Origin of the sequence: Streptomyces sp. NPDC090994, assembly GCF_044768905.1 — a bacterium.
GTDB lineage: Bacteria > Actinomycetota > Actinomycetes > Streptomycetales > Streptomycetaceae > Streptomyces.
Genome location: NZ_JBIVWS010000025.1, coordinates 17173 through 41374, shown reverse-complemented (window position 1 = coordinate 41374; position 24202 = coordinate 17173). Strand labels below are relative to the sequence as shown.

Here is a 24202-nt window from a genome sequence, read left to right as displayed (position 1 = left end):
AAAGAGCACTCGATGCGCCCACTTCGGACCCTGGGGGCCGTGATGGTCGAGGAGCTGATGGCGGCGGGAGCGGCGGCCGCGTCCGCGGCGGCGGTCTACGCGATGGCCGCGGTGCGGGTCGTCAAGCAGTACGAGCGGGGTGTGGTGTTCCGGCTCGGCCGGCTCCGGCCGCAGGTGCGCGGCCCCGGCCTCACCCTGGTCGTGCCGTTCGTGGACCGGCTGCACAAGGTCAATCTCCAGATCGTGACGATGCCGGTCCCCGCCCAGGAGGGCATCACCCGGGACAACGTGACCGTGCGGGTCGACGCGGTCGTCTACTTCAAGGTCGTGGACGCGGCCGACGCCCTGGTGCAGGTGGAGGACTACCGCTTCGCGGTCTCGCAGATGGCGCAGACCTCGCTGCGCTCCATCATCGGCAAGAGCGACCTGGACGACCTGCTGTCCAACCGGGAGAAGCTCAACCAGGGCCTGGAGCTGATGATCGACAGCCCGGCCATCGGGTGGGGCGTGCAGATCGACCGCGTCGAGATCAAGGACGTCTCCCTGCCCGAGACCATGAAGCGCTCGATGGCCCGGCAGGCCGAGGCCGACCGGGAGCGGCGGGCCCGGGTCATCAACGCCGACGCCGAGCTCCAGGCGTCGAAGAAGCTGTCCGAGGCGGCCAAGGAGATGTCGGAGACACCGGCCGCGTTGCAGCTGCGCCTGTTGCAGACGGTGGTGGCGGTCGCCGCCGAGAAGAACTCCACGCTCGTCCTGCCCTTCCCGGTGGAACTGCTGCGGTTCCTGGAGCGGGCGCAGCAGCCGGTCCCGCCGGAGGCCGCGCGGAGCGGGCCATCGCGCGTAGATGCACACCAGGACGGCGGAGCACAAGAGGTGGAATCCAGACAGGACTAGACCTCACGCTCCGCTGACGGGTTCCTCGCCCGGAGTGTTTGCTCTGCGAATTTTCCCTGGACCGGGAGCAAAGGGTGGAGGCCGCGTGTCCGCGCTGGAGTTGTCGTGCGCACGTCTCGAAGTCGACCTTGTGTGCGACCTGTGCCGTTCGGAAGAGTAAGCGCTCGTCAACCGGCCTTCCGGTCCGCGAGGTCCCCACAACCCCACGGGCCGACCCCCCACAGGAGGACATGAGTTGAAGCACCGACGCATACCCAGGCGGCGGGCAGCCGTGGCAGGCGCGGGCATCGTCGCGCTGGTCGCCACGGGAGTCACGTTCCAGAGCGCGAACGCCAGTGAGACCCCGGCGTCCGCCACCCCCGAGACCCTGTCGGCCACCGCGGCCGGAAAGCTCGCCTCCACCCTGCTCGGCGACCTCGGCGCCGACGCCGCGGGCACCTACTACGACGCCCGGACCGAGAGCCTGGTGGTCAACGTCCTCGACGACGCCGCCGCGCGGACCGTCGAGGAGGCCGGCGCCACGGCGAGAATCGTCGAGAACTCGCTCGCCGACCTGAAGAGCGCGCGCACCACCCTCGAGCGGGACGCCCGTGTCCCGGGCACCTCCTGGGTGACCGACCCGACCACCAACAAGGTCGTCGTCACCGCCGACCGCACGGTCTCGAAGGCCGAGTGGGCCAAGCTCACCGAGGTGGTCGACGGGCTCGGCGCCACGGCCGAGCTGAAGCGGACGAAGGGGGAGTACAAGCCCTTCGTCGCGGGCGGCGACGCCATCACGGGCGGCGGCGGGCGCTGCTCGCTCGGCTTCAACGTCACCAAGGGCGGCGAGCCGTACTTCCTGACCGCCGGCCACTGCACCGAGTCCATCACCTCGTGGTCGGACTCGTCCGGCACCGTCATCGGGGAGAACGAGGTCTCCAGCTTCCCCGGCGACGACTACGGCCTGGTCAAGTACACCGCCGACGTGGACCACCCGAGCGAGGTCAACCTCTACGACGGCTCGGCGCAGTCCATCTCGGACGCCGCCGAGGCCACCGTCGGCATGCGGGTGACCCGCAGCGGCTCCACCACCCAGGTGCACGACGGCACGGTCACCGGCCTGGACGCCACCGTGAACTACGGCAACGGCGACATCGTCGACGGCCTCGTCCAGACCGACGTCTGCGCCGAACCCGGCGACAGCGGCGGCTCCCTCTTCTCCGGCTCCAGCGCGATCGGCCTCACCTCCGGCGGCAGCGGCGACTGCACCTCCGGCGGGGAGACCTTCTTCCAGCCGGTGACGGAGGCGCTGTCGGCCACGGGCACCGAGATCGGCTGACCCGCGGGCTCTTGTGAGGTCCCGCCCCGCGCGCGAGGGGCGGGACCTTTCCGTTTCCGGGCCGGGTTCAGCCGGCCCGCGTCGGCAGTTCCGCCCCCGGCCGTCGCCGGCGCGGCACCGCCGCCAGCATCGTGATCACCGTCCCCGCCACCGCCCAGGCCCACAGCACCAGCAGCGGGAGGGTCAGGTCGTTGCTCCTGAAGTAGGCGACCGAGCGGGCCGCCCAGGTGCCGGCGCCCGGCGGCAGCGCCGGGCCGATCGCCTTCCAGAACGGCGGCAGCATCGGCAGCGGGAAGGCGCCGCCCGCGCTCGGGTTGCCCGCGATCACCACCAGCAGGATCGCCAGCCCGATGCCGACGACCCCGAAGAGCCCCTGGAGCGCGAGCGTGGCGGCGCCGACCGCGAAGGTGACCAGGGCGCCCAGCCCCCACAGGTCGACCACGCTGCCGGGCAGCGCCCCCAGGACCGGCCCGATGATCACCGCCCCGCCCAGCCCGCCGGCGATCGCGACCAGCGCCATCACGATCAGCCGGATCGCCGCGCGGCGCGGGTTGGCCGGCCGGGCGCCGGTGCTGATGGCGAGGATCGAGGCGCACAGATAGCCCCCGACGCACCAGCCGACGACCAGGTAGAAGGACGACAGCCCGTCGAAGTCCCGCGCCGAGGCCGGGGCCACGTCGACGGTCTCCACGGTCCGCCGCTCGGCCCGTTCCGCCTCGGTGACGAGGCGCTCCAGGGTGGTGGCGAGCGCGGTGCCGCCGCCGGAGGCGACCAGCAGCGTGTCCCGGGTGCCGCGCGGGTCCACGATCAGGGCGCCGTCGATCTCCCGGTCCATGATCTTCTTCCGGGCGTCCGCCGCGTCGGTCACCGGGCGCGGGTCCAGCGGCGTGCCGGGCAGCCGTGCGAGGCGGGCCGCCGTCCGCCCGGCCGCGTCCTCGGGCGCGACCACCCCGAAGGGCACGTCCTTCGCCCTCGGATCGTGCAGCGCGCCGACATAGGAGGCGATGAACAGCAGCTGGAGCGCGAGCACGCCGAGCACGAGCAGCGTGGCCCGCGGGGTGACCGCGTCCTTCACCTCATCCAGGAACGATCCGTTCCGGTCGCCGGTGCCGCCTGAGGTGTGCGCCATGCCCCCACGGTCCCGTCCGGAGGGTGTTTGCGCAGGTGGGACGGGGCCGAACGGATGTCGTACACACATTCGAAGATGGAGGTATGGTGGGGGTGAGGTTGTTGGAACAGACGTTCGACAGAGGGTCGGAAGGTCACCAGTGCGGGAGGTGCGTGTGCCGGGTTTCACGCATCTGCGCACCGTCTCCGGGTTCTCCCTGCGCTACGGCGCCTCCCACCCGGAGCGGCTGGCCGAGCGCGCCGCCGAACGGGGCATGGACGCCCTCGCCCTCACCGACCGCGACACCCTCGCGGGCACGGTCCGCTTCGCCAAGGCGTGCGCGAAGGCGGGCGTCCGCCCCCTGTTCGGCGCGGACCTGGCGGTGGCACCGCCCGCCCCGGCGCCGGAGCGCGGCGACACCTCCGTACGCCGGGACCGGCGCCGTACCCCTGTGCGCGGCGGCGCCTTCGTCGACGAGTCGGCTCCGCGCGTCACCTTCCTCGCCCGCGACGGTGCCCGCGGCTGGGCCGGCCTGTGCGCGCTGGTCTCCGCCGCGCACCGCGGCCCCGGGACCCCGCTCCTGTCCTGGGCCGACAACCACGCCGACGGCCTGACCGTGCTGCTCGGCCCCGACTCCGACGTCGGCCGCGCCCTCGCCGCCGGCCGCCCCGACCGCGCCGCCAGGCTCCTCGCCCCCTGGCGGGAGGTGTACGGCGACGCCCTGCGCCTGGAGGCCGTCTGGCACGGCCGCACCGGCACCGGTCCCGGCTCCCTGCGCCAGGCCGCCCGCACCGTCGGCTTCGCCGCCGAACAGGGCGTACGCCCCGTCCTGACCAACGCCGTGCGGTACGCCGACCCCGGCCAGGGCCCGGTCGCCGACGTGCTGGACGCGGCCCGCCGCCTGGTCCCGGTCGGCGCGGCCGGGGAACTGGACTCCGGTCAGGCGTGGCTCAAGGACGCGAGCGCCATGGCGCACGCCGCCGAGCGGATCGTCGAGGCCGCGGGCTTTGGGCGCGAGGCCGCGCACCGCCTGCTGGAGCAGACCCGGGCGACGGCCGCCGCCTGCCTGGTCGACCCCGAGGACGACCTCGGCATGGGCGCCGTCCACTTCCCCGAACCGCACCTGGTCGGCGCGGGCCGCCGCACCGCCCAGCGGACGCTCGCCTCCCGGGCGGCGGCGGGGATGATCCGCAAGGGGTACGAGCGGCGGCGCGGATACTGGGAGCGGATGCACCACGAGCTGGACATCATCGCCCACCACGGCTTCGCCTCGTACTTCCTCACCGTCGCCCAAGTGGTCGACGACGTACGGGACATGGGCATCCGGGTTGCCGCGCGCGGCTCCGGCGCGGGCTCCCTCGTCAACCACCTCCTCGGTATCGCGCACGCCGACCCGGTCGAGCACGGGCTGCTGATGGAGCGCTTCCTGTCCAAGGAGCGGGTCGTCCTGCCCGACATCGACATCGACGTGGAGTCCGCGCGCCGCCTGGAGGTCTACCGGGCGATCATCGGCCGGTTCGGCACCGAGCGGGTCGCGACGGTCGCGATGCCGGAGACGTACCGCGTCCGGCACGCCGTCCGCGACGTCGGCGCCGCCCTGTCCATGGACCCCGCCGAGATCGACCGGGTCGCCAAGTCCTTCCCGCACATCCGCGCCCGCGACGCCCGCGCGGCCCTGGCCGAACTGCCCGAGCTGAAGGAACTGGCGGGCGAGCAGGAGAAGTACGGACGGCTCTGGGAACTGGTCGAGGCCCTCGACGCCCTCCCGCGCGGCGTCGCCATGCACCCCTGCGGCGTCCTCCTCTCCGACGCCTCCCTGCTCTCCCGTACGCCGGTCATGCCGACCAGCGGCGAGGGGTTCCCGATGGCCCAGTTCGACAAGGACGACGTGGAGGACCTCGGACTGCTCAAACTGGACGTGCTGGGCGTGCGGATGCAGTCGGCGATGGCGCACGCGGTCGCCGAGGTGGAGCGGGCGTCGGGGGAGCGGGTCGACCTGGACGCGGTCCCGGACGGCGATCCGGCGACGTACGAGCTGATCCGCTCCACCGAGACGCTGGGCTGCTTCCAGATCGAGTCGCCGGGCCAGCGGGACCTGGTGGGGCGCCTCCAGCCGTCGACCTTCCACGACCTGGTCGTGGACATCTCCCTCTTCCGCCCCGGCCCGGTCGCCGCCGACATGGTGCGGCCGTTCATCGAGGCCCGGCACGGGCGCGCCCCGGTGCGCTACCCGCACGAGGACCTGACGGAGGCGTTGGAGAGCACGTACGGGGTCGTCGTCTTCCACGAGCAGGTCATCGACATCATCGCGGTCATGACCGGCTGCGGGCGCGGCGAGGCCGACCGGGTGCGGCGCGGGCTGTCCGACCCCCAGTCGCAGGGACGGATCAAGGTCTGGTTCGCGCAGCACGCCGCGGCCAACGGGTACGACGCGGAGACCATCGGGCGGACCTGGGAGATCGTCGAGGCGTTCGGCTCGTACGGCTTCTGCAAGGCGCACGCGGTCGCCTTCGCGGTGCCGACGTACCAGTCGGCGTGGCTGAAGGCCCACCACCCGGCCGCCTTCTACGCCGGGCTGCTCACCCACGACCCCGGCATGTACCCCAAACGGCTGCTGCTGGCGGACGCGCGGCGGCGCGGGGTGCCGATCCTGCCGCTGGACGTGAACAAGTCGGGGGTCGCCCACCGGATCGAACTGGTGTCCGGTTCGAGGAGGTGGGGGCTGCGGCTGGCCCTGCTGGACGTGCACGGCATCAGCGAGGCCGAGGCGGAGCGGATCGCCGCCGGGCAGCCGTACGCCTCCCTGCTCGACTTCTGGGAACGCGCCCGCCCCAGCCGCCCGCTCGCCGGGCGCCTCGCGCAGGTCGGCGCGCTGGACGCGTTCGGCGCCAACCGCCGCGACCTGCAACTGCACCTGACCGAACTGCACCGGGGGGCCCGCGCCGGACGAGGGGATCAGCTCCCCCTGTCCGGCGGCCGGAAGACGGCGTCGGCCGGGCTGCCCGACCTCACCTCGGCGGAGAAGCTCAGTGCCGAGCTGGGCGTGCTGTCGATGGACGCCTCGCGCAATCTGATGGACGACCACCGCCGCTTCCTCGACGAGCTGGGCGTGGTCTCGGCGCGGCGGCTGCGCGAGGCCCGGCACGGGCAGACGGTGCTGGTCGCGGGCGCCAAGGCGGCCACCCAGACGCCGCCGATCCGCTCCGGCCGCCGGGTCATCTTCTCCACCCTGGACGACGGCACCGGCCTGGTCGACCTCGCCTTCTTCGACGACTCCCACGACGCCTGCGCGCACACCGTCTTCCACTCCTGGCTGCTGCTGGTGCGCGGGGTGGTGCAGCGGCGCGGGCCGCGCAGCTACGGCGTGGTGGGCGCCGCCGCCTGGAACCTGGCCGAGCTGCTGGAGGTGCGGCGGGAGGAGGGCCTGGAGGGGGTCGCGGCCCGGCTGGCCGGGGGGACCCAGGGGGATGCCCCCGGGGACGGCCCGGCCCGGCGCCGCCTGGCCGGCTCGGACGGCCGGCCCGCGCCGGCCGGCTCCGCCGCCCAGGACGAGATGGAGCGGCGGCGGACCGTCCGCATGCCCACGGGGTACGAGATGCACCCCTGGGCCGATCTGCGCCCCGCGGGCGAAGGGCCCGCGGTGGGAAGGAAGTTGTGGCACCAGAGTCCGGGGAGTGCGGGATGACCATCCTCTGCGTACGTTTCCAGCTGCCGCCCATGTACGAGGCGGCCCTGCCGGGGCTGCTCGGTCTGCTGGAGGAGTTCACGCCGGTCGTCGAGGCCCTGCCGCCGGACGGGGCACTGGCCGATCTGCGCGGCGCCGAACGGTACTTCGGGCGCGACGCCGTGGAACTGGCCTCGGTGATCCGCGTCCGCGCCCTCGCGCTGCACGGCGTGGACTGCGCGATCGGCCTCGGGCCGGGCCCGATGCTGGCCCGCATGGCGCTGCGTCAGGCCCGGCCGGGAGCGGTCCGCGCGGTGCCGGGGGAGGAGGCGGGGGAGTTCCTCGCCGGACGCCCGGTCGCCGAGCTGCCCGGCGTCGGCCGGGCCACCGCCCGCACCCTGTGCGAGTACGGCCTCGACACCCTCGGCCGGGTCGCCGCCGCGCCCTTGTCCACCCTCCAGCGCCTGGTCGGCGCGAAGACGGGCCGCGAACTGCACGAGAAGGCGAACGGCATCGACCGGAGCCGCGTCGTCCCCAACGGCGTCTCCCGCTCCCTCGCCGCCGACCGCCCCTTCCCCCGCGACGAACTCGACCCCGCCCGGCACCGCCGCGCCCTGCTCTCGGCCGCCGGGGAACTGGGCTCCCGGCTGCGCGCCGTCGACAAGATCTGCCGCACCCTGACCCTCACGGTCCGCTACGCCGACCGGTCGGCCACCACCCGCACCCGCACCCTGCGCGAACCGACCGCCCACTCGGCGTCTCTCACTCGGGTCGCCTACGAGATGTACGAGGCGCTCGGCCTCCAGCGTGCCCGGGTCCGCGCGATCACCCTGCGCGCCGAGGGCCTCGCCCCCGCCGAACAGGCGTCCCACCAGCTCACCTTCGACCCGGTGGACGAGAAGGTCCGCCGCGTCGAGGAGGCCGCGGACCGCGCGCGAGCGAGGTTCGGCCCCCGGGCGGTGATGCCGGGGGCGCTGGCGGCGTAGCTCCCCCGGCAGGTCAGCGGCCGGAGCGGCTGCCGTGGGCCGTGCGGCGGCGGGCCGAGGCGAAGAGGGTGGCCGCGCCGAGGGCCAGGGCGGCCGCTCCGCCGACCGCGAGGTACGGGGTGGTGCTGTCCCCGCCGGTCTCGGCGAGGTTCGTGGCGCCGCCCGCGGCCGTGAGCCGGCTGCCCTCCCCGGCGGCCTCCGTCGCCTCGGCCGTGGGGGTCGGGTCGGTCGTGGTGGTGGCATCCTGGTCGCCGTGTCCGTGGTGCTCGACCGTCGACTTGTCGGCTCCGGCCTCGATCTGCTCGTCGGAGGGGGCGGAGGCGGTGGGGGCGGCGGCGGGTTCGGCGGCGGCCGGTTCGGTGTCCGTGGTGTCCTCGCCCTGCGGGGCGGTCGTGCCGCCGAAGGTGACGTCCGAGCAGGAGTAGAACGCCTCCGGGCTGTCCGAGCGCTGCCAGACGGCGTACAGCAGGTGCTGGCCGGTGCGCTCGGGGAGGCTGCCGGAGAAGGTGTAGAAGCCGTCGGCGGCGACCGGGTCGGTGACCGTCGCCACCGGGGCGGACAGGTCGAGGTCGTCCCAGGCCAGCGGCTGGGCCGGGTCGTAGCCGTCCTTGGTGATGTAGACGGTGAAGGTGCCCTTGTGCTGGGCCGTCACGCGGTACTTGAAGGTGTACGAGCCGCTGCTCACGCCGGTGGCCGGCCAGTCGGCGCGGGCCAGGTCCAGCCCCTTGAACTCGTCGTTGTTCGCGCTGCACAGCTTGCCGTCCGGGATCAACTGCTGGTGCTGCCCGGCCGCGTTGCCGATGCGGATGCCGTTCCAGTCGTAGAGGGCCTGGGTGCCGCCGGCCGCGACCGCCGCCTTGCACGCCGCCGAGTCGGGGTTCTCGGGCCCCTCGGCGTAGCACTGCGAGACCCGGCTGACCGGGTCGCCCATCGTGCCGTGCGCGGACGCGGGCGCGGCCGTCAGCACGGTCAGGGCGAGGGGGAGGACGCCTGCGGCGGCGACGGTGGCGACGGCGGCGGCTCTGCGGGGTGCGGGCATGGCGAACTCCTCGGGAACGGTTTCTTCTGGGAAAGGCGGTCCGGAACCTGTGGGGGGTGCCAGCACGCTAGCCCCGGAAAACCGTGGAAACGCCTGCTGGAGGCCGACGGCGGGGATCCTTATGGTCGCGTTAAGGGGGTGCTCAGGCTGGGCTCAGGTAGCTACCGTCGGCGGCGTGATCATGACCGACGAGACGATCAGACCGGCCGACGCCCGTGACGTGCCCGCGGTGGCGGCCGTCACCGACGCCGCCTACCGGCCGTACCTCCCGCGCATCGGCGTGGTGCCGGCTCCCATGGAGGCCGATCACGCGGCGGACGTGGCCGCGGGGAAGGTGTTCGTCACGGGTGAGCCGGTGGTGGGGCTGGTGGTGGTCGAGGCGTTCGCCGACCACCTGTTCCTGGAGAGCGTCGCCGTCCACCCCGACGCCCGCGGCGGGGGCGTCGGGCGGCGGCTGCTCACGTTCGTGGAGGCACGCGCGCGTGCGCTGGGCCTGCCCGAGGTCAGGCTCTACACCAACGCGATGATGTGGGAGAACCAGAAGCTGTATCCGCGGTACGGCTACGAGGTCGTGGAGCGCCGGGTGGACGGGCCCTACGACCGCGTCCACTACCGCAAGCGGCTGCCCCGGCGGACCCCCTGAGCGGCCCCGGCTCAGGCGTCCGGCCACCAGGTGCGGGCGATGTCCTCGCGGATCTCGGGCCGGCCGGCACGGCGCGCGTCGGCCTCCTCCCGGATCCGGCGGGCGTCCGTCTTCTTCTTCGGGTCCAGGGGCTTGTGCACGGTCACACGGCGCATGGCTGCCTCCTCACGGATCCACCGGGTTCCGCGATCTCACGGGGGCAGACCCTTTTCGCGAGAGTTCCTCATCGGTGCGGATCTGTCAGTGGCCACTGTCACGATTCGACTGTCAGTGGCGGGTGTCACCCTTGGGGCATGTCATACGAGAGTGACGGACCGACTCCGCCACGTGTCGACTGGGACGCCGAGGCCGCCCGTTTCGACGCCGAGCCGGACCACGGGCTGCGCGACCCCAGGGTGCGCCGCGCCTGGGCCGACCGGATGCGTTCCTGGCTGCCCGCGCGGTCGGCCGACGTCCTCGACCTGGGGTGCGGCACGGGCAGCCTCGCGCTCCTCGCGGCCGAGCGGGGACACCGGGTCACGGGCGTCGACCTGTCCCCGGCGATGCTGGAGCGGGCCCGGGCCAAACTGGCCGGGCGTGACGCCCGGTTCCTGACCGGTGACGCCTCGGCGCCGCCCGTGGGGGAGCGGCGCTTCGACGTCGTCCTGGCCCGGCACGTCCTGTGGACGCTGCCCGGCCCCGGCCGGGTGCTGCGGCACTGGCGGGGGCTGCTGCGTCCGGGCGGGCGGCTGGTCCTCGTCGAGGGCGTGTGGGGGAGAGTGGCGCCGGTCGGCATATCCGCCGACCGGCTCACCGGTCTCCTCGCGCCGCTCGCCGGGCAGGTGCGCGTGGAGCCGCTGTCGGACGATCCGCTGCTGTGGGGGAAGGAGGTGGCCGACGAGCGGTACGCGGTCGTGGTCGCCTTCTAAGACAGCACGGGCCCGAAACCGCCCGTACGGGCGAGCCGTTCCAGGTCGGCCAGTGCGGCGACGGCGGCGGCAGCGGCGGGCGGGTCCCGGTCCGTCAGGCCGCTCTCGGCGAACTCGTCCTCGTCCAGCCGGCGTACGTCCGTGCCGTCCGCGGAGCGCCACAGGTCCAGGTCGAGGTCCTCGACGACCAGCTCGGCGCCGGTGCGCACGGCCGGGCGGGTGATGTCGCAGTACCAGCCCTTCAGGGCGCCCGTTCCCGCGCGGACCTCCTTCACCGAGTACCAGCGGTCGCGCCAGTAGTGCTCGGTGAAGACGTCCCCGGGCTCGAACCGTACGAAGCCGAAGTCCCGGACGCCGGCGCCGGCCCACGGGGCGCGGACGGTGATCCGGGTGCCGTCGTCGCCCAGCAGCACGGCCCGGTAACGGATCTTCGTACGGCCGCCCTTGACCAGGACCACGTCCACCGCACCGCCCGTCTCCCCTGCGTACTCAGCCGAGTTCACGGACATACCGCACCTCCGTCGCGCAGACCTCGTACCCGAACCACTTGTTGACGGCCAGCATCGGGCCGTTGCCGGTGTCGTTGCCCGTGAACGCCTCCGTGCACCCGGCCGCGCGGGCGCGGTGCAGGGAGGCGTTCTTGACCAGCTTGGCCAGGCCCCGGCCGCGGTGGGCACGGGCCGTGCCGGTCATCGCCGTGGCGTACCGGCCGCCGCCGTCCGTGTAGGCCGCGGTGAAGGCGGCGGGACGGCCGTCGACGACCGCGACGGTGGTCAGGGCGAGGTCCAGCAGCGGGTGCCGCCAGGTCTCCGTGAGCCAGGCCTCGTAGTCGGCCAACGCCGTGTCGACGTCGCCCGGTTCGTCCGTCGTCGTCTCCGCGTCCAGCTCGAACAGGGGGCGGGGGTCGTCCGCGTAGTCGGCGGCGGGGCGCAGTTCGACGCCCGGGGGAGGGGACTGGAGCGGGGGCAGGCCGCCGCCGGCCAGGTCCAGGCGGAGGAAGTGGGCCGAGCGTCCGGCGCGGTAGCCGCGCCGTTCGGCGAAGGCCCGGTTGCCCGGCGCGTCCAGCACCCAGGCGAGCAGCCGCGTCGCCCCCTCGGCCGTCAGGTACTCCTCGGCCGCCCGTGCCAGCAGCCCGCCGGCGCCGCGCCGCGGCCGGTCCGGACGTACGTAGATGTTGAGGTACGCCTGCCCCGGCACCGGGCTCTCGTGGACCAGGCCGACCTGGGCCGTGCCGATCACCTCGCCGTCCTCCTCCGCGACCAGGGAGCGGGCCCGCGTGTCCGGATGGGTGTGGGTGAGGTGGTGGACGACGGCGTCCGGCGTCCAGAGGACGAACGGCAGGGCCAGGTGACGGACGAGGGCGAACTCCTCGACGTCCGACCGGACGTCGAGGCGCAGATCGCGTACGGAGACGGTCATGTGCGTGCACGCTACGGCGGGACACGGTCGGCCGCCTCTCATTTTCCGCCGGGTACGGGACAATCGTGCCCGTGACCCTGAAGATCCACATCGACGACGGTGCCGCGCCCTACGAGCAGGTGCGCGCGCAGATCTCCGAGCAGGCCCGGGAGGGTGTGCTGCCGGTCGGGTACCGGCTGCCCACCGTGCGCGGTCTGGCCGAGACCCTCGGGCTGGCCGCGAACACGGTCGCCAAGGCGTACCGGGCGCTGGAGGCGGACGGGGTGATCGAGACGCGGGGCCGCAACGGGACGTTCGTCGCCGCGGCGGGGGCGGCGGCGCAGCGGGAGCTGGCCGCGGCGGCGCAGGAGTTCGTTGCGCGGGCCCGGCGGCTGGGAGCTTCGGAGGAGGACGCGGTGGCTGCCGTGCGGGATGCCCTGCGGGCGGCGTTCGGGGGGTGAGCGCCTGCCCTGCGGGCGGTGTTCGGGGGTGAGCGCCGCGCCGTTTCCGGCCGCGGGTGCGTGGTGGTCGCCCCCGCTCCGCCCCGCGTCCCCGGGACCGTGTCACGCGGGGGCGGAGCGGGGACGAACCCGGTTCAGGGCGCCGGCAGGCGCTCCGGTACGCGGGTGACCCGCAGCCCCGCCGCCCCCGCCAGCCGCGCGAACGCCACCGCGTCCCGGACGGCCGCCGCGTGCGGGTCGTTGTTGAAGTAGGCGTACACGTCCGCCTCCGGAGGCCAGGTCGCCGCGATCCGGCGGACCCAGGCCGCGAGGGCACGCCGGCCGTAGCGCGGCCAGGCCGCCGCCCGCCCCTGGTGGAAGCGGACGTACCCCCAGCCGGCCGTACGCCACAGCGGGGTCACCGGGCGGGACAGCACGTCGGCCCAGCACAGCGCGGCGCCCCGGGAGCACAGCACCTCGCCCACCTCCGGCGTCCACCAGGAGTCGTGCCGGGGCTCCACGGCCACCCGGGTGCCGGCCGGGAAACGGGCGAGGCAGGCGTCCAGCAGCGCGGGGTCGGCGCGCAGGGTGGGCGGCAGCTGGAGGAGGACCGGACCGAGGCGGTCGCCGAGCCCGGCGGCGCGGCTCATCAGCCGGTGCACCGGCTCCTCCGGCTCCCGCAGCCGCTTGACGTGGGTCAGGAACCGGCTCGCCTTCACCGCGACGACGAAGTCCGCCGGGACCCGCTCCCGCCACGCCTCGAAGGTCTCCCGCTCCGGCAGCCGGTAGAAGGCGTTGTTCACCTCGACGGTGGCGAAGCCCGCCGCGTACTCCTCCAGCCACAGCCGCACCGGCAGCCCGGACGGGTAGAGGACGTCCCGCCAGTCCCGGTACTGCCAGCCGGACGTGCCGACGAACAGGGTCATGACCCCATTAGAGAGGACGAACGGGGTCATGACCTCATCAGAGGTACAGCCCCGCGTCCGCGCCCTCCCGCGGCTCCGGCAGCGCGGTCGGGGACGTGCCCCGGCGCAGCGCGTACAGCTCCGCCAGCGTCGCGCCCTCGCGGCCGACGCCCTCCTCCGTGCCGAGCCAGCCCACCGCCTCCGACCGGGTGAGCGGGCCGACCTCGATGCGGGCCAGACAGCGCCCGGGGCGGACCACGGCGGGGTGCAGCCGCTCCAGGTCCTCGTTGGTCGTCACGCCGACCAGCACGTTGCGGCCCTGGCCGAGCAGGCCGTCGGTGAGGTTGAGCAGCCGGGACAGGGCCTGCCCGGCGGTGTGCTTGGCCTCGCCGCGGATCAGTTCGTCGCAGTCCTCCAGGAGCAGCAGCCGCCAGCGGTCCTTGCCCGCCGCGTCCTCCTCGCCGATGGCGATGTCCATCAGGTAGCCGACGTCGGAGAAGAGCCGCTCGGGGTCGAGGACGCAGTCCACCTGGCACCAGTCCCGCCAGGACCGCGCCAGGGTGCGCAGCGCGGAGGTCTTGCCGGTGCCCGGCGGACCGTGCAGCAGGAGCAGGCGCCCCGCGATGTCCTCGGGGCCGGTCTTCATCAGGCGGTCCATCGCGTCCGCGACCGGCGCCGTGTAGTTGGGCCGCACCTCCTCCCACGTACCGGCGGAGATCTGCCGGGTGGTGCGGTGCGGGCCGCGGCGCGGGGAGACGTACCAGAACCCCATCGTCACGTTCTCCGGCTGCGGCTCCGGCTCGTCGGCCGCGCCGTCGGTGGCCTCGCCGAGCACCTTCTCGGCCAGGTCGGCGCTGGTCGCTGTCACCGTGACGTCGGCGCCCCGGTTCCAGCGGGAGACCAGCAGCGTCCAGCCGTCGCCCTCGGCCAGCGTCGCGCTGCGGTCGCCGTCGCGGGCGGCGCGCAGCACCGTGGCGCCGGGCGGCAGCAGCGTCGCGCCGGAGCGCACCCGGTCGATGTTGGCCGCGTGCGAGAAAGGCTGCTCGCCCGTCGCGAAGCGGCCGAGGAACAGCGCGTCGACGACGTCGGTCGGGGAGTCGCTGTCGTCGACGTGGAGCCGGATCGGCAGCGCGTCGTGCGGGTTGACTGACATGCCGCCATGATCCGGCACGGGGGCGGCGCGTGCATCCGGTTTCCCGGCGGACGCGCCGCCCCGGCGCTCAGCGGTCCGCGCCGGCGAAGGACCTCCCGCGCACCTGCCGCGCCCGGCGGACCACCGCGTACCCCTTGGTGAGCGCCCGGTCCCGGGCGAAGGTACGGGCGATCGCCCGGCCCTCGACCAGCCGCGCGAACTCCTCCGCCCCGGTGCTGCGGCGCACCGTCACCCGGCGCAGGGCGTACGGCCCCTGGGCGCGCCGGGCCAGCCCGTTGCCCACCGCCAGCGCCTGCGCGTACCCCGTCTCGCGCACCGCCGCCCGCACCCGGCGGTCGGAGTAGCCGTAGGGGTAGGCGAAGGAGACCGGCGCCGTGCCGACCTGGTCGGTGACGATCTCCTTGCAGTGGATCAGCTCGTGCCGCAGGTCCCCGGCGTGCAGCTGGTCGAGCTGCGGGTGGGTGTGGCTGTGCCCGCCGATCTCCACGCCGGCGCCCGCCAGTTCGCGCACCTGGTCCCAGTCGAGCATGGTGTCCAGGGCGCCCCCGGTGTCGTACGGGCCGCGCAGCCAGCCGGTGGAGACGAACAGCGTGGCCGGGAAGCCGTGCTTGGCCAGCACCGGCAGGGCGTGGCGGTGCACGCCCTCGTAGCCGTCGTCGAAGGTGACGAGCACCGGCCGGGCGGGCAGCGGGCGGCCCGAGCGCCAGGCCGCGGCCAGCTCGGCGGTGGTGAGCGGAGTGAGCCCGCGGTCCGCCACCACCGCCATCTGCTCCGCGAACGCCTCCGGGGTCACCGACAGCGCGCGCGTCGCGTCGTTCGGTTCCGCGGCGACGGCGTGGTACATGAGGATCGGCACGCGCGGATCGTCACTCATGCGTGCCCCTCCCGGTCCTCCACGCGTGTCCCTCCCGGTCCTCGTGCACGCCGTCCCCGACCGGTGCCGACGGGCCGATCGGCGCCGACGAGAACGTCACCGCGCCCCGCCGCGCCCGCATGCTGCCCACCACGTAGCCGCCCGCCGCCGTGAGCACCCCGGCGACGATGGCGCCCGCCCGGCCCGCGCCGCCCGGCCGGGCCAGCACCGCGTCCCGCAGCCCGCGCACCACTCCGGCGGGCAGCACGCGGGAGGCGTACCGCCGTTCCGACTCCAGCCCCTTGTCCGCGCCGACGCTGCGCGCCACCAGCGCCTTGGACAGGCCCTCGGCGTAGGTGCGGGTGCGGAAGTAGGCGAAGTGCTCGCGGGGGGCGGGCACCCGGTGGTGGATGACCGCCCGGTCGTCGATCAGCAGCACGGCGTCCGGCCGGGCCCGGGTGAGCCGGATGCACAGCTCCGTCTCCTCGCAGCCCAGCGGGCGTTTGTCGCCGTCCCGTCCGATGCCGGTGGCGAAACCGCCGGCCGCGTCGAACGCCTCGCGCCGGAAGGAGGCGTTGCCGCCGAGGACGTTGCGCACCCGGACCCGGCCGGGCGGCAGGCCGCGGTAGGTGCAGCCCACCACCCAGTCGAACTCCTCGGGGAACCAGACGGGCCGGCGCCCCGACGCCCAGACCGGCACCGTGCGCCCGCCGACCGCCATGACGCTCGGGTCGTCGTACGCCCCGGCGAAGTGCAGCAGCCAGTCGCGCTCGGCCACGGCGTCGTCGTCGAGGAAGGCGATCACCCCGCCGCGCGCGGCGGCGATGCCGGTGTTGCGGCCCGCGGACAGCCCGCGGGGGCCCGCGTTGGCGAGCACCCGCACGTCCCCGGCTTCCTTGTACTCCTGGCCCAGCCGGTCCCGCAGCGCCTCGTTGTGGTCGACGACCAGCAGCGTCTCCAGGGCCGGGCGGGACTGCGCCCGCACCGAGGCGACCGCCGCGAGGATGTCCTCCCAGCGGTCCTCGGTGTAGGCGCAGATCACCACGGAGATGTCCGGAGCGCTCACACCTTCCCCCGGACCGTGCCGAGCACCGGCGACCGGTCGCGGCTGCCGCGCAGCTCACGCCGGTTGGAGCGCTCCTGGAGGATGACTCTCAGCACCCGCAGCCCGTCCCGCACCGCCCGCAGGTTGCTGACGCCGTGGATGCGCAGGTACTCGTGGCTGGGTATCTCCTGGACCTTCAGGCCGGCCTTGACGACCCGGATGTTCATCAGGGTCTCGACCTCGAAGCCGGTGCAGTCCAGCTCGATCTTGTCCAGGCAGTGCCGCCAGAACGCGTTGTAGCCGTAGCACAGGTCGGTGTAGCGGGCGCCGAACTTGCGGTTGACGACCGCGCACAGCGCGGCGTTGCCCATCTTGCGGATGAAGGTCATGTCGTCGGTGCCGCCGCCGTTGGCGAAGCGGGAGCCCTTGGCGAAGTCGGCGCCGGAGACGAGGGCGGAGACGTAACTGACGATCTCCTGCCCGTCGGCCGAGCCGTCGGCGTCGACCATCACGATGATGTCGCCGGTGCACGCCTGGAAGCCGGTGATCAGCGCGTCCCCCTTGCCCTTGCCGCGCTGCTCCACCACCTTGACGTCCGGCCACAGTTCACGGGCGACGGCGACGGTGTCGTCCGTGGAGTTGCCGTCCACCAGGACGACCTCGTGTATCCAGTCGGGCAGTGTCTTGAAGACGTACGGCAGGTTCTCCGCCTCGTTCATCGCCGGTATGACCACGCTCACCGGCGGCGCGATGGCCAGATGCGAGGAGATCGGACGGTACTTCGTGGCGCCCGTCGGGTCGTTGCCGGTGGCCGGCGGCTGCAGAACTGAGCTCATGAGTCTGGTCCCTCTCGTCCGGCGGACCGCCCGCCCCGGGGGCGGTCCGGCTGTGTGTCCGGTTCGAAAGGGGGGTTGGTCCCACCCACGGCACGGCGTCCACAACGCTCCGTGCACGCCAGTGAGCTGGCGAAACTGGCCGGCCCCGGAAAACGGCAGCCGACCGCGCGGCACGACCGGCTCGGCTGGTGGATCGGTCACCGAGCACGGCACCCCCCTACCGCGCCCCGCCCGGACCGTCGCGGTCTTGAGCCCTCCCCTGGCCGCTTGCTGACGGTACCGATGCGGGTGAGATGTATGACGGTATTGACGATTGAACCCGTATGGCAAGGCCTGGAACGAGCCCTCACGTTTTTGTTGGTTTGCCTGTCATGCAGCGGCCTCAATGTCGCGCAGACCGGCGTAAATCGTCAAGACGGCCTCCTGTCGGCACCTCGTTCGGGTCATTTTTGGCATGAGCACTTCCTGTCAACACGCGTAGCTGTTACCACGGTTGTGGCAGAGAACCTGCTGAGAACCTGCTAAAGGGAGGTTCCATGAGACGTTCCCGACTTGTCGGATACCTGAGTTCCGTACTCCTCGCCGTCTGTGCCGGCCTCACCGGGGCGGCCACCGCGCAGGCCGCCGAATCGGCCGCCGCCACCGGCTACGTGGCCCTCGGCGACTCCTACTCCTCCGGCGTGGGGGCCGGCAGCTACACCGCCGAGAGCGGCGACTGCAAGCGCAGCACCCTGGCCCACCCCCAGCTCTGGGCCGACGCCAACTCACCCTCGTCCTTCGACTTCACCGCCTGCTCCGGCGCCCGTACGGGTGATGTCGTCGCCGGACAGCTCGGTCCCCTCAGCTCCGCCACCGGCCTGGTCTCCATCAGCGTCGGCGGCAACGACGCCGGTTTCGCCGACGTCATGACGACCTGTGTGCTCCAGTCCGACAGCGGCTGCCTCTCGCGGATCGCCACCGCGCGGGCCTACGTCGACTCCACGCTGCCCGGCAACCTGAACACCGTCTACTCCGCGATCCGCGGCAAGGCCCCCAACGCCCATGTCGTGGTCCTCGGTTACCCCCGCTTCTACCGGCTCGGCACCACCTGCCTCGGCCTGTCCGAGACCAAGCGGAAGGCGATCAACGACGCCTCCGACCACCTGAACACCGTGATCTCCCAGCGCGCCGCCGCGTACGGCTACACCTTCGCCGACGTCCGCACCACCTTCACCGGCCACGAGATCTGCTCCGGCAGTTCCTGGCTGCACAGCGTCAACTGGCTCAACATCGGCGAGTCCTACCACCCGACGGCCGCGGGCCAGTCGGGCGGCTACCTGCCGGCCCTGAACAGCGCCGCCTGACCCGCCGTCCCGTCAGGGACGGTACGGGGAAGCGGAAGGCGAGGGGGAGGTCCCGTGCGTCGGGCTCTCCCCCTCGCACGTCACCGAGAACGGCACCGGGTCCGAGGCGGCGTCCACCGGCTCCCGCACCTCCACGCCGATCTCGCTCTCGACCGTGCCGCTCCCGCCGTAGGCCGTCACGACCACCGAGTCCTGCCGCTCCCGGTCGCCGCCCGCCGGGAAGGACAGCGTCTTCCAGCCGTGCCCGGACAGCGCGCCGTCCGGCGTCACCCAGCGGTAGACGACCTCCGCCGGCAGCCGCTCCACCCGGAACGTCGCCGTGAACGCCGGCGCCTCCGCCTCGGGCGGCGGACAGGTCCCCGCGTACTCGGTACGCGAACCCGTCACCCCGACCTCGACCGACTGCGGCGGAGCCGGCGAGGTCTCCGGACCGCCTTCGTCGCCGTTCCCCTCGCCGCCGGTTCCCGTGCTCGGGGCCGGTTCGGCCCCGCCGGTCTCCGACGCCTCCGGCGAACTCGCCCGTGTCCCCCCGCCCGGCCCCTGGGACGTCCCCGCCTTCCCGCCGCCGCCGTCGTCGTCCCGGTCCAGCAGCACGTACGTCAGTCCCGCCAGCGCCAGTACGAGCACGGCGAGCCCGGCGGCCAGGGCGACGGCCGCGCGGCGGCGGGGCGCGGTGCCGGTCGTGGCCGTGCCGTCGGGGCCCGGTGCCGGTGTGGCCCGGGTGACGGGCGGCGGCGGTCCGAACGCCGAGGAAGCCGCGACGGTCGGCGTGTACGTGGGGGCGACCGGCACCGTCTCCGTGCCCGGGACGCCGCCCGCGGCGACCGTCCGCAGATCCCGCTCGGCCCGGTCGGCGGGCAGCCGCTCGGCCGGGTCCTTGCGCAGCAGCCCTTCGACGACGGGGGCCAGCGGCCCGGCCCGGCGCGGCGGCGGCACCTCCTCGTCCACGATGGCGCGCAGGGTGCTCAGCGGCGTGTCCCGCCGGAACGGGGAGAAGCCCTCGACCGCCGCGTACAGCAGCACGCCCAGCGACCACAGGTCGGACTCCGGGCCCGGCGTGCGGCCCAGCGCCCGCTCCGGGGCGAGGAACTCCGGGGAGCCGACGACCTCCCCGGTCATCGTCAGCGCGGGGGTGCCCTCGACCACGGCGATCCCGAAGTCGGTGAGCACCACCCGCCCGTCGTTCGCCAGCAGCACGTTGCCCGGTTTCACGTCCCGGTGCAGCACCCCCGCCTCGTGCGCGGCCCGCAGCGCGGCCAGCACCTCGGCGCCGACGCCCGCGGCCCGCCGGGGAGTCAGCGGTCCCTCGGCCTCCAGCAGATCGGCCAGGGACAGGCCGCGGACCAGTTCCATCACGATCCAGGGCCGGCCGTCGTCGGTGGCCACGTCGTAGACGGTGACCACGTCGGGATGGCTGACGCGCGCGGCGGCCCATGCCTCCCGCTCCAGCCGGGTGTACATCCGCTCCACGTCACCGGCCGGCAGACCGGCCGGGGCGCGCACCTCCTTGACGGCGACCTCGCGGCGCAGCACCTCGTCGCGGGCGCGCCACACGGTCCCCATGCCGCCCTCGCCGAGCGGGGACAGGAGACGGTAGCGGCCGGCGATCACACGCTCGCCGCCGGGTTCCTCGAACACCGGCGCCCCCCAGGAGTCTCGTACGGGTCTCGCGCGTCTCGTGTGATGTCTGCCCAGAAGCGGCGCGGTCAAGTGCCGTCGGCGGCTCTTCGCCGCCGTCCCGTCTCCTTCCGGCCGGCGAGGGGCGCGCGGTCGTGACGTCGGACGGGCGGGACGTCCCGCCGGGCGACCGCGTGCACCGGCCGGGGCTCGTGCGCCCCGGCACGCAACCACGCTCCCCGGGGCTCTCCGACGGCGACACGCCCGCCGCGCCCGCGACCTCGGCCGATCCGCGTCAGCACGGGGCGTGACCGTAGGACCCGGCGGGGGCTCCCCCCGGCACACCGGCCGCCCGATTGTCCAACTCGCCCTGGAAACTCTCGGATTCGAAGAGTAATCGGCAACGCCCTTGTGGGGTAGGCGACTCCTGCCACCGCGATACACGAGAGCCCCGCGGGGGAGATAGGGTTAGCCTGCCCGGGCCGGGTGGACTCGTTACGGGTGGGGAGTGACATGGAACAGATAACAGTGCGCAGCAGGGCCAGGGTCCCTGCGATCACCTGCGGGAGCAGCGCGACCAGTTCGCGTCTGGACCGCCATCTCGCGGTGCTCGGCGGTCCCGCCGTGCCCCAGCGTGAGACGGTCGAGGCGACCTCGCTGATGCGGGAGCTGATCGCGCGGGAGCCCGCGCGTGAGCACAGCGCCAGGCGTGCCCGGGTCCGCCGGGTCTCGCTCTTCGCGCCACTGCGCCGACTGCGTCGTTCGCTGTTCGGCGGCAGCTGAAGCCCGCGCTCGAACGGTCACACCACCCGGCGTCGCACACCCGTCGTCCGCCATCCCCACGGCACACGGTGCCGCTCCGGTGTGTTCCCGAGCGCGGGCCCTCCCGTTCCCGCCCCGCGCCGCCCCGAGGCCGACTCCGTCCACCGGCACGAGCAGTTGCCCACCTCGGCCCCGAAGACCCCTGCCTCCCGCCTGAGGCAAGGGGCTCAGCGTGCGCCGCGCGCGTACCGGCGTACGGCGAGCGGCACGAAGACCGCCAGCAGCACCGCGCACCACGCCAGTGACCCCGCGACCGGGTGCGCCACCGGCCAGGCGGCGCCCCCGGGCACGGGGGCGTTGCCGAACAGGTCCCGCAGGGCCGTCGTCACCGCGCTGACCGGGTTCCACTCGGCGACCGTCCGCAGGCCGCCCGGCAGCCCCTCGGCCGGGATGTAGGCGCTGGACAGCAGCGGCAGCAGGAAGGTCGCGCCGCCGAGCTGGCCGGCCGCCTCCTCGTTCCGGGTGAGCAGGCCCAGGAAGATCCCGGCCCACACGCACGTACCGCACTACGTACGGTGTACGTAACCAAGATGGTGGCCGAGGTGATGACCGATGGCGGGCCGAGTGGCCGTACCCGAAGTGATCTGGGCGCGCCCCGAGCGCACCGGCCGCGGACCGAGGCCCGGCCACACCCGCGCCGACATCGCGGCCGCCGCGGTCCGGCTCGCGGACGCCGGGGGGCTGGACGCGGTCTCCATGCGGCACGTCGCGGCCGAGCTGGGCTGCGGCACCATGTCGCTGTACAACTACGTCCCCCGCAAGGAGGACCTGCACGAGCTGATGGTGGACGCCGTCAGCGGGGAGCACGTGCGGTGGGAGCCGACGGGGGACTGGCGGGCGGACATGTTCCGCGTGGCGCGCGACACCCGGGCGCTGATGCACGCCCACCCCTGGCTGCCGCGCCTGATGTCCCCGGTCTACGGCTTCAGCCCCAACGCCCTGCGCTACCTGGAGCACTGCCTGGCCTGCCTGGACCCGCTGGAGGAGTCCTACGGCACCAAGATGCAGCTGATCGCGCTGGTGAACGGCGTGGTGACGACCTACGTCAGCAACGAACCGGCCACCGCCGAGCGCGCCCGCTCCCTGCCCTGGTCCCCCGAGGAGGAGCAGCGGGTACGGATCGCCTACCTCGGTTCCCAGATCGCCGGCGGCGCCTACCCGCGGCTGGCGGCGGCCTTCACCGAGGACGCCGGGCCGATCGACCTGGAGGCGGTGTTCGAGGAAGCGCTGCGGCGGGTGCTGAACGGATTCGGGTGACCCTCGCGGCGCCTCACAGGAGGGCGAGCTGGCCCTCGGGGCCTTCCTCGCGGCCGTCCAGCACGGAGGCCGGCGCGCGGGCCGGGCGGGGGACCGGGAGGACACCCGCCGCGCGCAGGTCGCCCGCGGTGACCGGGTCGGTCACCGTGAACCCGGCCCGCTCGGCGCGGACTTCGGCCAGCAGGGCCAGTACGGTGATCAGCTCCAGCAGCTCCGACGTCCAGGTCTGCGGCCAGCCGGCCGGCCGGATCGCGGACAGCGTGCCCGGCTCGCCCTCGGCGGTGCGCGCCGCGCACCACTGCTCCAGCACCCGTACCCCGCCCGCCTCGAAGTCCCAGGCCTCCGGCGGCACCGGCGAGATCCGGCCCTCGTCGAGGTACAGGGCCTCCTCGCCCCGGTCGTAGCGCGGGGCCGACGGGCGCGGCGGCAGCGGGGCGCGGACGTACGGGCGGCGACCGCCGGGCAGCTTGGGGCGCTCGCCGTCGCGCCGCAGCAGCCACAGCGCGCGGCGGCCCAGCCGGACACCGTGCTCCCAGAGGCCGGGGTCCGAGGTGAGTGGAACCGCCCCGTCCGCGCGCACCGCCGTCAACGCCCAGGCCAGCACGTCCAGCGGGGCGGGCCGGATGCCCAGCCGGGCCGTGAGGTGGTCCAGCAGGCCCGGGGCCAGGTTCGGTTCCGTGCCGCCGGGGCGGCGGTAGAGCGGGCGGACCCGGCCGGGACCGAACAGCGGGAGCAGCGAGGTGGCCAGCAGCGCGCCCGGAGCGTGGGGCGTGCCGGGCGGCTCGACGACGAAGACCTGGTGCGCGTCCGCCACCCGCCACAGCTCGGGGCGGGCCGCGTCGATCAGCCGGTGGTCGGGGATCAGCCACTGTTCGTCGAACGGCGCGCGCAGCACCCGTACCGGCTCCGGGCACGGCCCCGAGGCCCGCTCCAGCCGCTCCGTGCCCGCCGCGACCCCCGGCAGCTGCGCGACCGCGGTACGCGGCGAGCGGGCCCGCGTCGGCTCGAACAGGGTCGCGCGGTCCGGCCCGTCGGCCTTCATCAGGGCGTCCCAACGGGCTTTCAGGGACGCCGCGTCGGGCGCCGTCGGCCAGCCCCGGCCGAGCCGGGGCGGTGCGACGGACCACGGCATGAGGTCCGCCAGCGGCGGAGCGTCGTCGTGCCTCACGCTGGGCATCGTACGACGGCCGCCGTCCGGCTCAGGTGGCGTCCAGGGTGACGCTAAACGAGAAACGGTCGCCCCGGTAGTGGATGACCGCCACGTCCAGGACCCGCCCCGCCGGGTCCCGGGTGACGCCCGTGTAGTGCAGGATCGGGCTGAGCAGCGGGACGTCGAGGAGCCGGGCCGTCTCGGGGTCCGCGAGCCGCGCCTCCACCGTGTCCGTGATCCGGCCGATCGCCACGCCCACCACGTCCCGCAGCACCTTCGTCATCGGCAGCCGGGCGAGGTCGTCCGGGTCGACACGGGCGGCGAGTTCCGGACGGACCCAGTTGCGCGCGTGGTTGGTCGGCTCGCCGGTCTCCGCGTCGCGGCGCAGCCGGTGGTACGTCGCCACCTCGGCCAGGTCCGGGAAGCAGTCGGCGAACCCGGCGGGCACCGGACCGGTTCCGTGCGCCAGCAACTCCCCGCGCATCCCCGACTGCTGGGCCACGATCGCGTCCACCGAGCCCAGCAGCCGCACCGGGGCGGTCCGTACCGCGTGCGGCTCGATGAAGGTGCCGCGCCGGCGGTGCCGGGTGATCAGTCCCTCCTCCTCCAGCTCCTTCAGCGCCTGCCGCATGGTGAGCACGCTGACGCCGTAGTGCCCGGCGAGCCGTTCCTCGGTGGGCAGGCGCAGCGGGTCGTGCGGGGCGCGGCCGAGTATGGAGGCCCGCAGCGACTGCGACACCTGGTACCACAGCGGCAGCTTGCGGTTGAGGACGAGGGAGTCCGGGGCGAAGGCCGTGGACGGCGTGGACCCGGTCGGCATGGA

The 24202-nt window shown here is 74.2% G+C and carries 23 protein-coding genes and 1 pseudogene; 10 read left to right on the top strand and 14 right to left on the bottom strand.

Going from position 1 to position 24202, the window contains the following annotated elements; all coding sequences use genetic code 11:
* Window positions 1-42: 42 nt before the first annotated feature.
* Window positions 43-894, top strand: a complete 852-nt coding sequence (locus tag ACIQR3_RS32850) for a slipin family protein (RefSeq protein WP_403544553.1) — start codon at window positions 43-45, stop codon at window positions 892-894.
* 235 nt (window positions 895-1129) lie between these two features.
* The gene (locus ACIQR3_RS32845; RefSeq protein WP_403544473.1) at window positions 1130-2212 is read left to right on the top strand and encodes a S1 family peptidase; all 1083 of its coding nucleotides are present in this window, start codon (window positions 1130-1132) and stop codon (window positions 2210-2212) included.
* Window positions 2213-2279: 67 nt separating this feature from the next.
* Here ACIQR3_RS32845 and ACIQR3_RS32840 read toward each other — a convergent pair whose 3' ends face one another.
* On the bottom strand, window positions 2280-3341 hold the full coding sequence (locus ACIQR3_RS32840) for a DUF3533 domain-containing protein (protein ID WP_403544471.1): 1062 nt from the start codon (window positions 3339-3341) through the stop codon (window positions 2280-2282).
* Between the two features lie 154 nt (window positions 3342-3495).
* Between ACIQR3_RS32840 and ACIQR3_RS32835 the strand changes: the two genes are divergently transcribed.
* Window positions 3496-7005, top strand: coding sequence for a DNA polymerase III subunit alpha (locus tag ACIQR3_RS32835; protein ID WP_403544469.1), 3510 nt, complete (start codon window positions 3496-3498; stop codon window positions 7003-7005).
* Window positions 7002-7970, top strand: a complete 969-nt coding sequence (locus tag ACIQR3_RS32830) for a DNA polymerase thumb domain-containing protein (RefSeq protein ID WP_403544467.1) — start codon at window positions 7002-7004, stop codon at window positions 7968-7970. Before ACIQR3_RS32835 ends, ACIQR3_RS32830 begins: the two co-directional genes overlap by 4 nt.
* 13 nt (window positions 7971-7983) lie before the next feature.
* On the opposite strand, the gene ACIQR3_RS32825 is transcribed toward ACIQR3_RS32830, so the two are convergent.
* Window positions 7984-9009: a lytic polysaccharide monooxygenase gene (locus ACIQR3_RS32825; RefSeq protein WP_403544465.1), complete on the bottom strand. Its 1026-nt coding sequence runs from the start codon at window positions 9007-9009 to the stop codon at window positions 7984-7986.
* 181 nt (window positions 9010-9190) lie between these two features.
* Here ACIQR3_RS32825 and ACIQR3_RS32820 point away from each other — a divergent pair, with 181 nt between their 5' ends.
* A complete protein-coding gene (locus ACIQR3_RS32820; protein WP_403544552.1) occupies window positions 9191-9652 on the top strand; it encodes a GNAT family N-acetyltransferase in 462 nt (153 codons plus the stop codon).
* Between the two features lie 11 nt (window positions 9653-9663).
* Here the strand turns inward: ACIQR3_RS32820 and ACIQR3_RS32815 are convergent, their stop codons facing one another.
* Window positions 9664-9807 carry a hypothetical protein gene (locus tag ACIQR3_RS32815; protein WP_403544464.1) on the bottom strand — a complete coding sequence of 48 codons (144 nt, stop codon included), beginning with the start codon at window positions 9805-9807 and terminating at the stop codon, window positions 9664-9666.
* A 138-nt stretch (window positions 9808-9945) separates the two neighbouring features.
* On the opposite strand from ACIQR3_RS32815, the gene ACIQR3_RS32810 reads away from it, so the two are divergent.
* Window positions 9946-10560, top strand: a complete 615-nt coding sequence (locus ACIQR3_RS32810; RefSeq protein ID WP_403544462.1) for a class I SAM-dependent methyltransferase — start codon at window positions 9946-9948, stop codon at window positions 10558-10560.
* Here ACIQR3_RS32810 and ACIQR3_RS32805 read toward each other — a convergent pair.
* Both ACIQR3_RS32805 and ACIQR3_RS32800 read right to left on the bottom strand, forming a co-directional pair.
* The gene (locus tag ACIQR3_RS32805) at window positions 10557-11069 is read right to left on the bottom strand and encodes a DUF402 domain-containing protein (RefSeq protein ID WP_403544460.1); all 513 of its coding nucleotides are present in this window, start codon (window positions 11067-11069) and stop codon (window positions 10557-10559) included. The genes ACIQR3_RS32810 and ACIQR3_RS32805 overlap by 4 nt on opposite strands.
* Entirely contained in the window at window positions 11050-11979 is a 930-nt protein-coding gene (locus ACIQR3_RS32800) for a GNAT family N-acetyltransferase (protein WP_403544458.1), read from the bottom strand. Before ACIQR3_RS32800 ends, ACIQR3_RS32805 begins: the two co-directional genes overlap by 20 nt.
* 71 nt (window positions 11980-12050) lie before the next feature.
* Here ACIQR3_RS32800 and ACIQR3_RS32795 point away from each other — a divergent pair, with 71 nt between their 5' ends.
* The gene (locus tag ACIQR3_RS32795) at window positions 12051-12419 is read left to right on the top strand and encodes a GntR family transcriptional regulator (RefSeq protein ID WP_403544457.1); all 369 of its coding nucleotides are present in this window, start codon (window positions 12051-12053) and stop codon (window positions 12417-12419) included.
* Window positions 12420-12553: 134 nt separating this feature from the next.
* Here the strand turns inward: ACIQR3_RS32795 and ACIQR3_RS32790 are convergent, their stop codons facing one another.
* From ACIQR3_RS32790 to ACIQR3_RS32770, 5 genes are all read right to left on the bottom strand, one after another.
* Window positions 12554-13324 carry a DUF72 domain-containing protein gene (locus ACIQR3_RS32790; protein ID WP_403544550.1) on the bottom strand — a complete coding sequence of 257 codons (771 nt, stop codon included), beginning with the start codon at window positions 13322-13324 and terminating at the stop codon, window positions 12554-12556.
* A gap of 37 nt (window positions 13325-13361) precedes the next feature.
* On the bottom strand, window positions 13362-14456 hold the full coding sequence (locus tag ACIQR3_RS32785) for a DUF5925 domain-containing protein (protein WP_403544456.1): 1095 nt from the start codon (window positions 14454-14456) through the stop codon (window positions 13362-13364).
* Between the two features lie 67 nt (window positions 14457-14523).
* Complete coding sequence (locus ACIQR3_RS32780) at window positions 14524-15330, bottom strand: polysaccharide deacetylase family protein (protein WP_403544454.1); 807 nt, start codon at window positions 15328-15330, stop codon at window positions 14524-14526.
* Window positions 15323-16375, bottom strand: coding sequence for a glycosyltransferase family 2 protein (locus tag ACIQR3_RS32775; protein ID WP_403544453.1), 1053 nt, complete (start codon window positions 16373-16375; stop codon window positions 15323-15325). Before ACIQR3_RS32775 ends, ACIQR3_RS32780 begins: the two co-directional genes overlap by 8 nt.
* Window positions 16372-17190, bottom strand: a complete 819-nt coding sequence (locus ACIQR3_RS32770) for a glycosyltransferase family 2 protein (RefSeq protein ID WP_403544451.1) — start codon at window positions 17188-17190, stop codon at window positions 16372-16374. The genes ACIQR3_RS32775 and ACIQR3_RS32770 overlap by 4 nt, the downstream gene beginning before the upstream one ends.
* 536 nt (window positions 17191-17726) lie before the next feature.
* Between ACIQR3_RS32770 and ACIQR3_RS32765 the strand changes: the two genes are divergently transcribed.
* Complete coding sequence (locus ACIQR3_RS32765) at window positions 17727-18533, top strand: SGNH/GDSL hydrolase family protein (RefSeq protein WP_403544449.1); 807 nt, start codon at window positions 17727-17729, stop codon at window positions 18531-18533.
* 12 nt (window positions 18534-18545) lie between these two features.
* Here ACIQR3_RS32765 and ACIQR3_RS32760 read toward each other — a convergent pair whose 3' ends face one another.
* Window positions 18546-20171 (bottom strand): serine/threonine-protein kinase, encoded by a 1626-nt coding sequence (locus tag ACIQR3_RS32760; protein WP_403544447.1) that lies wholly within the window; start codon window positions 20169-20171, stop codon window positions 18546-18548.
* Between the two features lie 492 nt (window positions 20172-20663).
* Here ACIQR3_RS32760 and ACIQR3_RS32755 point away from each other — a divergent pair, with 492 nt between their 5' ends.
* Window positions 20664-20933 (top strand): hypothetical protein, encoded by a 270-nt coding sequence (locus ACIQR3_RS32755; RefSeq protein WP_403544445.1) that lies wholly within the window; start codon window positions 20664-20666, stop codon window positions 20931-20933.
* A gap of 206 nt (window positions 20934-21139) precedes the next feature.
* Here ACIQR3_RS32755 and ACIQR3_RS32750 read toward each other — a convergent pair.
* Window positions 21140-21463, bottom strand: a pseudogene (locus tag ACIQR3_RS32750) (ABC transporter permease); the annotation flags it as partial.
* A 61-nt stretch (window positions 21464-21524) separates the two neighbouring features.
* On the opposite strand from ACIQR3_RS32750, the gene ACIQR3_RS32745 reads away from it, so the two are divergent.
* A complete protein-coding gene (locus ACIQR3_RS32745) occupies window positions 21525-22229 on the top strand; it encodes a TetR/AcrR family transcriptional regulator (protein WP_403544443.1) in 705 nt (234 codons plus the stop codon).
* A 13-nt stretch (window positions 22230-22242) separates the two neighbouring features.
* Here the strand turns inward: ACIQR3_RS32745 and ACIQR3_RS32740 are convergent, their stop codons facing one another.
* Window positions 22243-23406 (bottom strand): type ISP restriction/modification enzyme, encoded by a 1164-nt coding sequence (locus tag ACIQR3_RS32740; RefSeq protein ID WP_403544441.1) that lies wholly within the window; start codon window positions 23404-23406, stop codon window positions 22243-22245.
* Between the two features lie 22 nt (window positions 23407-23428).
* Window positions 23429-24199 carry a GntR family transcriptional regulator gene (locus ACIQR3_RS32735; protein ID WP_403544548.1) on the bottom strand — a complete coding sequence of 257 codons (771 nt, stop codon included), beginning with the start codon at window positions 24197-24199 and terminating at the stop codon, window positions 23429-23431.
* Window positions 24200-24202 lie beyond the last annotated feature (3 nt).

Bases quoted from the DNA above. Each gene is read 5' to 3' on its own strand.
- ACIQR3_RS32825 (WP_403544465.1), bottom strand. From the start codon at position 9,009: ATGCCCGCACCCCGCAGAGCCGCCGCCGTCGCCACCGTCGCCGCCGCA.
- ACIQR3_RS32815 (WP_403544464.1), bottom strand. From the start codon at position 9,807: ATGCGCCGTGTGACCGTGCACAAGCCCCTGGACCCGAAGAAGAAGACG.
- ACIQR3_RS32810 (WP_403544462.1), top strand. From the start codon at position 9,946: ATGTCATACGAGAGTGACGGACCGACTCCGCCACGTGTCGACTGGGAC.
- ACIQR3_RS32735 (WP_403544548.1), bottom strand. From the start codon at position 24,199: ATGCCGACCGGGTCCACGCCGTCCACGGCCTTCGCCCCGGACTCCCTC.
- ACIQR3_RS32745 (WP_403544443.1), top strand. From the start codon at position 21,525: ATGGCGGGCCGAGTGGCCGTACCCGAAGTGATCTGGGCGCGCCCCGAG.
- ACIQR3_RS32755 (WP_403544445.1), top strand. From the start codon at position 20,664: ATGGAACAGATAACAGTGCGCAGCAGGGCCAGGGTCCCTGCGATCACC.
- ACIQR3_RS32740 (WP_403544441.1), bottom strand. From the start codon at position 23,406: ATGCCCAGCGTGAGGCACGACGACGCTCCGCCGCTGGCGGACCTCATG.
- ACIQR3_RS32850 (WP_403544553.1), top strand. From the start codon at position 43: ATGGTCGAGGAGCTGATGGCGGCGGGAGCGGCGGCCGCGTCCGCGGCG.
- ACIQR3_RS32805 (WP_403544460.1), bottom strand. From the start codon at position 11,069: ATGTCCGTGAACTCGGCTGAGTACGCAGGGGAGACGGGCGGTGCGGTG.
- ACIQR3_RS32770 (WP_403544451.1), bottom strand. From the start codon at position 17,190: ATGAGCTCAGTTCTGCAGCCGCCGGCCACCGGCAACGACCCGACGGGC.
- ACIQR3_RS32820 (WP_403544552.1), top strand. From the start codon at position 9,191: ATGACCGACGAGACGATCAGACCGGCCGACGCCCGTGACGTGCCCGCG.
- ACIQR3_RS32840 (WP_403544471.1), bottom strand. From the start codon at position 3,341: ATGGCGCACACCTCAGGCGGCACCGGCGACCGGAACGGATCGTTCCTG.
- ACIQR3_RS32800 (WP_403544458.1), bottom strand. From the start codon at position 11,979: ATGACCGTCTCCGTACGCGATCTGCGCCTCGACGTCCGGTCGGACGTC.
- ACIQR3_RS32830 (WP_403544467.1), top strand. From the start codon at position 7,002: ATGACCATCCTCTGCGTACGTTTCCAGCTGCCGCCCATGTACGAGGCG.
- ACIQR3_RS32790 (WP_403544550.1), bottom strand. From the start codon at position 13,324: ATGACCCTGTTCGTCGGCACGTCCGGCTGGCAGTACCGGGACTGGCGG.
- ACIQR3_RS32765 (WP_403544449.1), top strand. From the start codon at position 17,727: ATGAGACGTTCCCGACTTGTCGGATACCTGAGTTCCGTACTCCTCGCC.
- ACIQR3_RS32785 (WP_403544456.1), bottom strand. From the start codon at position 14,456: ATGTCAGTCAACCCGCACGACGCGCTGCCGATCCGGCTCCACGTCGAC.
- ACIQR3_RS32780 (WP_403544454.1), bottom strand. From the start codon at position 15,330: ATGAGTGACGATCCGCGCGTGCCGATCCTCATGTACCACGCCGTCGCC.